Origin of the sequence: Acinetobacter sp. UBA3106, assembly GCA_002365595.1 — a bacterium.
Classification (GTDB): Bacteria; Pseudomonadota; Gammaproteobacteria; order Pseudomonadales; family Moraxellaceae; genus Acinetobacter.
Map to the genome: position 1 here is coordinate 9,729 of DFAM01000012.1, position 12,240 is coordinate 21,968.

9 protein-coding genes are annotated in these 12,240 nt (G+C 42.0%); 4 read left to right on the forward strand and 5 right to left on the reverse strand.

The genetic code is table 11. The features are described 5' to 3' along the window. A partial coding sequence (locus tag B4C48_RS05235) for a phosphodiester glycosidase family protein (RefSeq protein ID WP_291354558.1) occupies nucleotides 1-376 on the forward strand: 376 nt, incomplete at its 5' end. A 17-nt stretch (nucleotides 377-393) separates the two neighbouring features. On the opposite strand, the gene B4C48_RS05240 is transcribed toward B4C48_RS05235, so the two are convergent. From B4C48_RS05240 to putA, 4 genes are all read right to left on the reverse strand, one after another. After that, a complete protein-coding gene (locus tag B4C48_RS05240) occupies nucleotides 394-1,638 on the reverse strand; it encodes an OmpP1/FadL family transporter (RefSeq protein ID WP_291354559.1) in 1,245 nt (414 codons plus the stop codon). 289 nt (nucleotides 1,639-1,927) lie between these two features. Continuing rightward, nucleotides 1,928-2,155, reverse strand: coding sequence for a hypothetical protein (locus B4C48_RS05245; protein ID WP_291354560.1), 228 nt, complete (start codon nucleotides 2,153-2,155; stop codon nucleotides 1,928-1,930). Between the two features lie 243 nt (nucleotides 2,156-2,398). After that, on the reverse strand, nucleotides 2,399-3,481 hold the full coding sequence (gene trmA, locus B4C48_RS05250) for a tRNA (uridine(54)-C5)-methyltransferase TrmA (RefSeq protein WP_291354561.1): 1,083 nt from the start codon (nucleotides 3,479-3,481) through the stop codon (nucleotides 2,399-2,401). Between the two features lie 292 nt (nucleotides 3,482-3,773). Further along, complete coding sequence (gene putA, locus B4C48_RS05255; protein WP_291354562.1) at nucleotides 3,774-7,544, reverse strand: trifunctional transcriptional regulator/proline dehydrogenase/L-glutamate gamma-semialdehyde dehydrogenase; 3,771 nt, start codon at nucleotides 7,542-7,544, stop codon at nucleotides 3,774-3,776. A gap of 119 nt (nucleotides 7,545-7,663) precedes the next feature. Here putA and B4C48_RS05260 point away from each other — a divergent pair, with 119 nt between their 5' ends. Further along, on the forward strand, nucleotides 7,664-8,155 hold the full coding sequence (locus B4C48_RS05260; RefSeq protein WP_086197854.1) for an Lrp/AsnC ligand binding domain-containing protein: 492 nt from the start codon (nucleotides 7,664-7,666) through the stop codon (nucleotides 8,153-8,155). A gap of 60 nt (nucleotides 8,156-8,215) precedes the next feature. Here B4C48_RS05260 and putP read toward each other — a convergent pair whose 3' ends face one another. Next, nucleotides 8,216-9,754, reverse strand: a complete 1,539-nt coding sequence (gene putP, locus B4C48_RS05265; RefSeq protein ID WP_291354563.1) for a sodium/proline symporter PutP — start codon at nucleotides 9,752-9,754, stop codon at nucleotides 8,216-8,218. Nucleotides 9,755-10,215: 461 nt separating this feature from the next. On the opposite strand from putP, the gene aspA reads away from it, so the two are divergent. Beyond that, on the forward strand, nucleotides 10,216-11,664 hold the full coding sequence (aspA, locus tag B4C48_RS05270) for an aspartate ammonia-lyase (RefSeq protein WP_291354564.1): 1,449 nt from the start codon (nucleotides 10,216-10,218) through the stop codon (nucleotides 11,662-11,664). A gap of 146 nt (nucleotides 11,665-11,810) precedes the next feature. Beyond that, a complete protein-coding gene (locus B4C48_RS05275; protein ID WP_291354565.1) occupies nucleotides 11,811-12,164 on the forward strand; it encodes a hypothetical protein in 354 nt (117 codons plus the stop codon). Nucleotides 12,165-12,240 lie beyond the last annotated feature (76 nt).

Consider the following 12,240-nt stretch of genomic DNA (forward strand, 5'->3'; position numbering starts at 1 on the left):
GCATCACAGCCTGATCGCAAAGACAGAAGATTATCAAAAGCTCAATTTTAATGCCGAATATGCGACACAATCTGGACCTATGCTAGTCATTGACGGGCAGATTAATCCCAATTTTCTAAAAGATTCAGACTCGTTTAAAATCCGTAATGGCGTAGGGATGAAAGATCAAACCTTATATTTCGTCATCAGTCGAAATGCAGTCAGCTTTTATCAATTTGCACAATTTTTTAAAGATCAGCTAAACGTGCAACAGGCCTTGTACTTAGATGGCTCAATCTCAAGTGCCTATATTCCGCAATTAAAGCGCTCCGACTCTCTGTTTAATTTAGGACCAATAGTTGCCTATATCGATCAACAGAACTGTTCTACGCAGTGAATGAAGCTCGCTACCTATTAAAACTTGTATCCAATTTTTAAACCGTAGCCTATGGCATGGTTATGATTAAATTCACCGACCTGTGAGGCTTCAGATATCCCGGGAAGGGGAAGATAGTAGGTGCCATCTTGTGCAGTTACATCACCAAGCCAATAGTATTTAACACCACCAGCAATAAAATAGTTGGGTTCAGGATTAAACTGTAGTCCCAGGCCTGCACTGCTGTAGCCTTTGGTAGGATTTAAAATTGATGCAGGATTTCCCGTGCCGGAATCCCAGCCCAGATCAAATGATGCGGACCATTTTGTGGTCATTTGTCTTGCAAGGCCTAGGGTCACACTCCATTGGTTGTTTTGATAATCATCCAGATTAAAACCTTCGGTATACATGCCATTGCTCAGTGTCGTGGTGGCAAGTTCCGATAATGCGCCGAACTGAGTCGGACGAATGATAAAATCCTTCCAGTTGACCCAGCGAATAGTCGTGTACAGTAAAGTTCCGCTCATCATTCCGGTCTGGACATCCAGATTGACTGATTGTGGGGTGGAAAGTGTGGTTTTAGCATTTTCCGCAAGCAGTAGCGGCGTGCCTAAAATATTTTCTTCTACATTGATCTTGTGATTGATTTTTGAGTGATAGGTCAAGGCGGCTTTTAAGTCTATTTCGGGAAGCTGATAGGCCAGACCCACTTTCCAGCCGAGCGCAGCATCTTGCTTAAATTTTGCGTTATAGCCATTAAATTCTGCATATACCCGTCCACGAAGTGCAACCTGACCTTTCACGGTTTGATAGGCAGGGCCGGCATAGAGATTAATATTTTTGACAGGTTGATAGCCTAAAATAAAACTCAGATTCTGGCTGTCGACTTCGACCTGAGTACCTTGCTGGCTTAGCGCCGTATCGGAGAAACTGCCATTGTCTTTTAATGGATAGTGTAAGTCTGAACCAAAGGGCTGATCATAAAGAATGCCAAAAGAAAAATTTGGAATGAACTGCAGTTTCAGCGCGGCACTATGATACTGAAAATTCTGGGCAATATTATCGGTTGTAGCGTCGCCACTGTCAGGATTAACCAGATCTGGACGCGAACCGAGAGTATGCCCAGACACTTCAGGATCGGCAGCAGTAATCGTGGCTTCAAAATAATGCCCGGATTCCAGAAAAGGCAACACGGATTGGCCTGATTGATCCATGGCTGCCGCCTGACTATGGCTTGAGATTAGGCTGCATAATATTGCCAGTCTAGGATAATACCGTTTCATATATTTTCCTTTTAGACTTATTTTTTATTCTTCTGTTCTTGCTGTTTTTTATCTTTTATTCTTCATTCTTTTATTCGTGATTATTGGCTTAGCTTTTATATTTTTTTTAAAATTCTTATTGTAGTAGAGCACTTTTAAATTGTGAGGAATAGCAAATTCTGGATGAATGATGAGAACTATGTTTCGAAGTATTAAAATTTAAAAATAACCCGTTCTAGAACAATTTTCGTGGGCAAATAAAAAGGCATTTAGTTGACTAAATGCCTTTGTTTAGAGGGGCTAGACTCTATTATTGAAGTGGTAGATGCTGTAATTCATTTAACTCTTTACGGCTATAACCTCTGGAGATTAAAACTTTTTTAATTCCAATAATGACTTTTTGATCCGTCGCTTTAGTCAAAGCTTCGATCAATTGTTCATTCGATTTACAAGAGCAATCATTTTCAACACAGGAGATTTGATTCTTGTGTTCGTTTTGCTGTTGATTAGCAGAAAACAGCTTTTGCCAAAAACTCATAGAGCCTTCATATGCAACCTAACATAGATCGAAATATATCCAAATTTTTGAGGAATACAAGTCCATATCAGTGATAAAAGCAGCAGTTAGACACGAAATTTTCCGATGATAGCAGAATAATCTAACGGTATTATGACAGTTACTGCATGATGATTATTTATAAACACTTAATTTTCAATACCATAAAAATGAAACCCAATTGAGCTTCATTTATACATAGAAATTAAAACTGAAATAAATTGTTTAAATCTTTTCAAGTAACACACCCGATTCGACGTGATGGGTATACGGGAACTGGTCAAACATCGCAAATCTGGTCACTTTATGCGTGGTTGATAAGGTCTTCAAGTTGTCTTCTAGGGTGTCAGGATTACATGAGATATAAATGATGCACTCAAAACGTTGAATCAGTTTTAAGGTTTCATCATCAATGCCTGCACGTGGTGGATCAACAAATACCGTGTCGAAGTCATAGCTTGAGATATCAATCTCTGCTTCCTGCAAGCGACGGAATTCACGTTCACCATTATAGGCTTGAGTAAAATCTTCAGCGGATAAACGTGCTACCTGAATATTGTCAATCTGGTTTTGCTCAATATTCCACTGCGCCGCATAAACAGAGGATTTCGCCAGTTCGGTAGCCAGTACACGATTGAACTTGGTGGACAGTGGCAGGGTGAAGTTACCATTGCCACAGTACAATTCGAGCAAGTCTTTATTTGACTGTTCAGCTGCATTGCATGCCCATTCCAGCATTTTTTGGCAGACTTGTGCATTCGGCTGGGTAAAGCTGCTTTCAATTTGCTTATATTGATACGTGCGATCAAATACTTGCAGTTCTTCAACCACAAATTCATCACTGAGTACGACTTTTTGACCGCGGCTACGACCAATCACTTTGATATTCAGTTTTTCAGTCAGTTGTTTGGCTAAGGCTTCCCATTCGGCATCCAGCGGGCAACGATAAATCATGGAAACCAGCATTTCGCCTTTTAAAGTTGCCAAAAAGTGAACTTCAAATAAGCGTTTAGACAATACTGGATTGCTTTTCAGCTCTTGCAGCAAAATCGGCATCAATTGATTAATGCTTTTATCTGCAATCGGGAATTCGTCAATGCGAATGACTTTTTTCTGGTTATCTTCACTGCGTTCAAACATCGCATAAAACATATCGTCGTCAGTATGCCAAATACGGAATTCTGCGCGCATACGGAAGTTTTGTTCAGGCGAAGGAAATACTTCTAAAGAAGGGGGATGAAACTCGGCAAATTGAGCAGAAATACGTGCAATCTTGGCATCAAGTTGTAACTGATAAGCTGAAGTCATATGCAGTAAAAATCACAAACACATTGAAAACAGGGATGGTAACAAAGTTTGAATCAGATGACTAAACTTATTGCCATTTCAATACTAGAAATATAGCTTGAACGAAAATTTTACAAGAATCTTGTCGGACTTGTTTAAATCGGTTCTCAATCCATCCAATAAGTGAAAGCATGACGACTCATCTATAGGTAAAAAAACCAAGCCAATCAGACCAGGGAGAAATTGGCTTGGTAAAGAGAAAAGACAGTGAATTATAGGATGAAGCGCTGAAATTCAGTTTATAAATTTAACCTTAAGTTAAAGTCATCAGGCTGGCATTTCCTCCTGCTGCCGCGGTATTGATACTAATCGCGCGCTCAATGACGAATCGTTCTAATGGAATGTCGTAGTCAAGCGGCTGCAAATGGGTGATACCAATAATCGCACCTGAACGTGCAGCAATCTGATGTTGCAACTTTTGCAGTTGGGCTTTGGTACCGTGATGTAGCACTGCGTCAAAATCATCTGTTTCAATGTTCTGGATCACGGCAAAACGCTGTGCAATTTCTTTCGGCATTTTAGAAAGATATTTGAGCACAAAAGTATTTTCAGCCAGAACCACAGGCTGACTGCCAACCGCAAAAATTGCAGCCAATTGTTGAATTTGATCCTGTTCCTGATCCGCTAGAGAAAGTACACGTTTTCTTGGCAGCACCACGTATTGATTACTTTCCCCGGTCGGCCCTTGCAATTCATAATGATGGCCAGAGCAAAAAGCGGGACTAGGCTTCAAATGATATTGAGGAAAAGTTTTTTCAGCCCAAGTGTAAAATGTCTCGTATAAAGGATGATGCGCTGGCTGTATTTCAGTTGATTGCGTTGCAAAAGGAGTGGCCAATTTTTTCGCTGAACAATGCTGCATTAAACGGTACAGATAAATTGGACCGCCTGCTTTAGGTCCGGTACCGGATAATCCTTCACCGCCAAAGGGCTGAACGCCGACTACAGCCCCGACAATATTACGGTTGATATATAGGTTACCGACTTCAGCATGTGCAATCACGGTTTGAATGGTTTCATCAATACGGGTATGCAGTCCCATGGTGAGGCCATAACCTTTGGCATTGATCTGTTCAAGTAGCTGTTCTAATTGACCGTATTTATAGCGAATCACATGTAAGACCGGACCAAATACTTCACGTTGCAAATCATCCAGATTCGGCAACTCAATTAAAGTAGGAGGAATAAAAGTGCCTTGGTTTAAAGCTTGATCTTGTGTGGTATTCAGCATCAATTGATGGACGGGATGACCTTTGCCGCGCACCTGATCAATATGTTTTTGAATATTGCTTTGCGCTTCAAGATCAATCACAGGGCCGATATCGGTTTTTAACAGGAACGGATTGCCGACACGCAGTTGTTGCATCGCGCCTTTCAGCATATGGATGACGCTATCAGCATTGTCTTCCTGCACACACAGTACACGTAAGGCAGAGCAACGTTGCCCGGCGCTGTCATAAGCCGAACTCACCACATCCAGAATAACTTGTTCAGTCAATGCGGATGAGTCCACAATCATGGCGTTTTGACCACCGGTTTCCGCAATTAAAGGAATCGGTTGACCCGAAATACTGAGTCGTTGCGCCAGGGTCTTTTGCAAAATTTTAGCCACATCGGTTGAACCGGTAAACATGATGCCTTGAATACGCGCATCCCCACTTAATTGTGCACCGACGGTTTCACCTTGTCCGGGAAGCAGTTGCAAAACATCTTGAGGAATACCGGCTTGCCATAAGATCTGGATGGCTTGCGCTGCAATCAGCGGTGTTTGCTCAGCCGGTTTTGCAAGTACGGTATTTCCGGCAACCAGCGCTGCTGCAATCTGTCCGGTGAAAATAGCCAATGGGAAATTCCATGGGCTGATACATAACACCGGGCCGAGGGGTTGAATAACGGTATCATCATCCAAATTGATCATTTGTGTAGCGTAATAACGCAGGAAATCAATCGCTTCACGAACTTCAGCAATGGCATTGGCATAGGTTTTACCGCTTTCACGACACAGTAGAATCATCAATTCCTGTAAACGCGATTGCATGATGTCGGCTGCACGCTGTAGGCAAGCAGCACGTATATCTTTAGGAGTATTGCTCCATTCAGTTTGGGCATTAACAGCATGATCTAATGCTAGATTCACTTGTACAGAACTCGCTTCTTGCACATGGCCGACCACATCGGCGTGATTGGAAGGATTTAAAATGGTGATAAGTTCTGAATGTTCATCATTCAGATGATCTTCGCTACTAAGGTTTTTACCCAATGCTTGAGCTTGCCATTGCTGCTGACTGAACTCTTGTGCAGTTTGATTCAGCGACATTAACTCGTGATCATTGGCTAAATCTAAACCCATAGAGTTTGGACGAGTATCGCCGTATAAATCTGGTGCGAGCGGAATGGCCGGATGCTTTTGACCAATCTGAGATTCTTTGGCTGCATTTTTTAAAATTTCTGCACGTGGATTTTCAATCAGATCTTCAATTTTTAAGGATTTATCTGCAATACGGTTTACGAAAGAGGTATTGGCGCCATTTTCCAGTAAACGTCGGACCAGATACGCCAGTAGTGTTTCATGATTGCCGACTGGTGCGTAAATACGGCAAGGCACCCCCAGTTTGTTCTCCATTTTATTGCCCACCACTTGCTCATAGAGTGGTTCGCCCATGCCATGCAGACACTGGAATTCATATTGACCGCTGTAATATTGATTCGGATCGGCTAAATGGTAAATCGTGGCAAGGGTTTGGGCATTATGCGTCGCAAACTGCGGATAAATCTGCTCTGGGGCAGCCAGGAGTTTTTTGGCACAGGCAATATAAGATAAGTCCGTATGTACTTTACGGGTAAATACCGGATAGTCAGTCATGCCATCAATCTGGGCTTTCTTAATTTCGCTATCCCAGTAAGCACCTTTAACCAGACGGATCATCAAACGTTTTTGACTGCGTTTTGCTAAATCCACTACATAATCAACCACGTTGAAACAACGTTTTTGATAGGCCTGAATTACAAAACCAATCCCTTTCCAGTCGGAAAGACTAGGCTCAAAACACAGACGGTCTAATAATTCCAGGGAAATTTCCAGACGCTCAGATTCTTCAGCATCAATGTTTAAACCAATATTGTAGCGTTTTGCCAGTTCCGCCAATTGCAGCACTTTTGGATACAGCTCGTCATGTACGCGGCTGATTTGTGCACGCTGATAGCGCGGATGCAGGGCAGACAGCTTGATGGAAATGCCAGGACCCTCATAAACATCTTTGTCTTTGGATGCCTGACCAATGGCATGGATGGCATTGCTATAATCTTGGTAATAACGTTCAGCATCATGTTCTGTGAGTGCTGCTTCACCGAGCATGTCATAGGAATATCGGAAACCTTTGTCTTCTAAAAGTTCTGCATGTTCTAGCGCTTCTTGAATGGTTTCACCAGTCACGAACTGTTCACCCATCATCCGCATGGCCACATCTACCGCTTTACGGATAATACCGCGACCACTACGTGCTAAAAGCCCGGTCAGGACACTGGATAAACTTTTCTGTTTTGGCGTTTCCATCAGTTTGCCGGTTAGCATGAGGCCCCAAGCCGCAGCATTGACAAACATCAGGCTACTTTGCCCAACATGCTCCTTCCAATTACCCTGATTAATTTTGTCGCGAATTAGCAGGTCACGTGTCGCACTATCCGGAATACGAAGCAAGGCTTCCGCCAGACACATCAGGGCAATGCCTTCTTGAGAGGACAATGAAAATTCTTGCAATAAACCCTGAACGATTCCGGCTTTACCATTCGTGCTTTTACGTTCACGCAATGTGTGGGCCAAGTTGAAGGCAAGATCATAAATACGCTGATTCAGTTGTTCAGAAATCTGGCTATATTCAAGCAGGTTTTCAACACACTCGGGTTCAGCACGGCGCCAGGCAGTATTAACCTCAACTTCATAATCATTCTGTTCTTTGAATTCAGTAATATATTCAAAGTGAGGTTTTGCTTCGTCGAAACGGGTTTCTGTATCCATCATATTCATGCCAACATCCTGTGACTGCCAATTTTTTTGTTGAGTCAAATACCTTATATAATTTATGATTACAGAAAGGATGCCGAATAACTCACTATAATTTTTATTCATTTTAGAGAATAATTCAGATGACGAGCCCAATTTTTACTTTGGACAGAACGGATATCAAAATTTTAGATATTCTGCAAAATGATGGACGAATTTCGAATATCAAATTGGCTGAAGCAGTGAATCTATCAGCCACTGCAGCACTGGCGCGGGTGCAAAAATTAGCCAAAGACGGTTTTATTTTAGGCTATGAAGCGAAGCTCAACCCTGACATGCTGAATGCCAGTTTTGTGGTGTTTGTGGAAATATTACTGGATAAAACCACGCCTAATGTGTTGGAAGAATTTTCCGATGCGATCATGCAATATCCGGAAATCGTGGAATGTCATATGATCAGCGGCGGTTTCGATTTTGTGGTAAAAATCCGCTGTGCCAATATGGAAGAGTTCCGCAGAATTTCAGGACAGGTGCTGTGGCAATTGCCTGGGATTAAAGAAACACGCAGTTATCCGGTAATGGAAGTGATTAAAGAAAGCTCCAAGATATATTTAAAAAGCAAAGGGCAAAAATAAAGCAAAGGGGCATAAAGCCCCTTATTGTAAATGCCAAACTAGACTGCAATGATTCAGATTTTATAAGGAGTTTTCCGGTTGGGCAGGGATTTGATTTTGCAGTTCGGCCATTTCTTTTTTATACAATTCATCTGCCTGTTCAAAACGTTGAATCACGTCTTGAGAAGGGGCTTTTTCCAGTAAACTCACCACGACAATGCTGACAAATGACAGAATGAAACCGGGAATAATTTCATATAATCCGGTATCCGCCATCATGTTTTTCCACAGAATGACCGTGCTTGCACCCACCAGAATACCCATGATGGCGCCGTTTAAAGTCATGCGTTTCCAGAACAAGGACAAAATAATTAAGGGTCCAAATGCCGCGCCAAAACCTGCCCAGGCATAGGCAACCAGCCCCAGTACTTTGCTGCTTGGGTTGCTTGCCAACACGATGGCAAGAACAGCAATGGCTAACACCATAAAGCGCCCGACCCAGACCAGTTCCTTTTGCGAGGCATTCTTGCGTAGAAATGATTTATACAAATCTTCAGTCAAGGTACTTGAACAAACCAAAAGCTGACAGCTGAGCGTGCTCATCACTGCGGCTAAAATCGCGGCCAAAATAATGCCGGCAATCCATGGATTAAACAGGATTTTGGTCAGTTCCATAAAAATGGTTTCCGGGTTTTGAGAGACCACGCTTGCCAGTTCGGCATGCTGCTGGAAATAGGCAATACCAATAAAACCTGCACCAACTGCGCCGCCCAAACATAAAATCATCCAGCTCATGCCAATACGGCGTGCCGCAGGAATGGTCTTGACTGAATCGGCCGCCATAAAACGCACCAAAATATGCGGCTGACCGAAATAGCCTAAGCCCCAAGCGAGGGAGGATAAAATGGCAACCGTACTTAAACCTGAAAGCATATTGCTGGCATGCGGGCGTGCTGTTTCAATTACAGTTGCCAACTGCTGACTATGATCACCGATGGCCATATAAGCCATGATCGGGGTGAGGATTAAGGCGAAAATCATCAGGCCTGCCTGGAAAGTATCGGTCCAGCTAATCGCCAGGAATCCTCCAATACACACATAACTAATGGTGGCAATTGCGCTGATCCATAATGCAGTGGTATATGACCAGCCAAAAATGCTTTCAAATAGGCGCGCACCCGCAACCATGCCGGAGGCACAATAAATCGAGAAAAACACCAGAATCACCAAGGCTGAAATCACACGTAAAACACGCTTGCGGTCAGCAAAACGACTGGTGAAATAATCGGGCAGGGTCAAGGCATTATTCTGAACTTCGGTATGCACCCGCAAGCGACCTGCAACCAGTAGCCAATTCAGCCATGCACCGATAATCAGTCCAATGGCAATCCATGCTTCAGATAAGCCAGAGAGATAAATGGCTCCAGGTAAGCCCATGAGCAACCAGCCACTCATATCCGATGCACCTGCAGACAGGGCAGTGACCACACTGCCTAGACTGCGGCCACCCAGAATATAATCTGAAAAGTCGGTAGTGGCTTTATAGGCATATAATCCTATACCGACCATGGCGACAATATAAAAAATAAATGTGATTAATGTCGGGTTCAGTTGACTCATGTACTCATCCTTATGTCCTTATAAATACATCTGTCCAAGATGAATTTTTATCCATATTTAGTAGGCGCTGATTCAAACACAAAATCAAAATTACCTTCTGTTACATTTCTAAGGGAATTAATTGCATGTTCTGTTGCAGAATGTATTTTTAGATACAATTAAATAAAAGTTAATAAAATCAAATAAATATAAATATGAGGCTAAATGTCATTTATAAGGTGGGGAATGTGACATAGGGTTAATTGAATATTCAGGCGACAAGCTTTACCAACGCTGTTTTTTGAGCAGGTAAATTGAATAGCAAAAGTGAAATTACAAATACTTACATTAGCTACAAAGCCCATGTATTTGGTCATAGAGCATTGCCAAATAAATATCTTTTTACTGTAGTCAAAATAAAGCAAAGGTTTAGGATTTTCGCTATTGCACCATTTTAGTACATACAAGTGAGTATAGTAAAAGTGTCTACAGTACAATCTGAGAATACAAGAATAGAGCGTGATTTGCTGGGAGCCAAGGAAGTTCCGGCAGCATGTTATTATGGCATTCATACTTTAAGAGCTTTAGAGAATTTCCAGATCTCTAATCAGAAAGTGGGGAATCAACATCATTTTATTCGTGCCTTGGCGCAAGTCAAAAAAGCTTCAGCACAAACTAATTTCAAATTCGGCAAAATTTCAGAACAGTTGAATCAGGCTATACAATATGCCTGCAATGTCCTGATCGAAGAACCGGAACAATGGAGTGAGGCTTTTCCCTTAGATATTTATCAGGGCGGAGCCGGAACTTCCATTAATATGAATACCAATGAAGTATTGGCCAATATTGCCTTGGAGCATTTAGGTTTTCACAAGGGGCAATACGAACATATTCACCCGAATGATCATGTCAATAAATCCCAATCCACTAATGACGTCTATCCGACGGCGTTACGTTTGGCGACTTATTATAGTCTGGATGATTTATTGCTTCAGATTCAAAAATTAGTTGATACATTGCATATCAAGGTTGCAGAGTTTCAGTTTGTTTTAAAAATGGGCCGTACCCAGTTGCAGGATGCAGTTCCGATGACTTTGGGACAAGAATTTCGTGCTTTTGCCACCTTGCTCAAAGAAGACCTGCGCCTGATTCAACATACCCGTGAGCTATTGCTGGAAGTCAATTTGGGAGCAACGGCAATTGGTACTGGAGTAAACACTCCGAAAGGCTATGCTCATCAAGCGGTTCAGGCTTTAAGCCAGGTTACCGGACTGAAGCTGATTGGTGCAGAAGACTATGTGGAAGCCACCAGCGATTGCGGTGTATTTATTATTTTATCCAGTACCCTGAAACGGCTGGCAGTGAAGCTTTCGAAAATCTGTAATGACTTGCGCCTATTGAGCTCGGGCCCACGTACCGGTCTGGCGGAAATTCGCTTACCAGAATTGCAGGCGGGTTCATCCATTATGCCGGCCAAAATCAATCCGGTCATTCCTGAAGTGGTGAATCAGATTGCCTATAAAGTCATTGGTAATGATCTCACTGTGACCATGGCAGCAGAAGCAGGACAATTACAGTTAAATGTGATGGAACCGGTCATCGCACTTTCGATGAATGAATCCATTGAATTACTAACAAAAGCCATTGCCAGTCTGGATAGTAAATGTATTCAGGGCATTCAGGCCAATGAGCAGGTGTGTTATGACGCGGTCATGCGCAGTGTCGGGATTGTAACTTTACTCGATCCAATTTTGGGACATGCCAAATGTGATGAGATCGGCAAGCAATGTATTGTTGAAAATAAAACGATTCAACAGGTCGTATTAGAGCAGGAATTACTCACACAAGAACAGTTAGATGAAATTTTTGCCTTTAGTAATCTGGTGTCAGAAGTGAGTTTGCAACATGAGTCATTAGCACAAGTCAGTTAATGGCTTTTAGAGAAAGTCTAATTGTGTAGTTGTTGTAAAAGTAAAAAAGCGGGTAAGCTCAGTTACTCGCTTTTTTATAAAAATAATCATCACCACAGGTCTGCTCAGGGTTAAAATAGGCAGGATTTAAAATATTTGTAATACTTATGCTGAATAAACTTGCTGGACTATTTACAAGTTCTAAACCTTCTCCTGAACAGTTGTTCCTGGAAGAAAATAATATTCAATTCAATCAGGAACAGGGCTATATCGTCGATGGCATTATTCTTAATGAATGGTCAGAACGGTTATCTTATTTTTCCAATCGCAAATTAAACACATTTGATGATTTAAAAGCGTTATATTTCGCGGCCATCATTATCAATGAGAAAATTGATCTGGAAATTGCCAATCAGCGTTTTGTAACGCGTTTGGGTAATAATGAGGAAAATCTGTTGCAGTTGAAGCAGGTGATCAAAAAGCTGAATGACTATTACCGCAACTTTAAACGCGAAAAATAATCGGCTTATTCGGTTTGAGTACATGACTTTTAAAAGGATTTAGCGGTCATGATTTGTTGAATATAAAAATAACTCA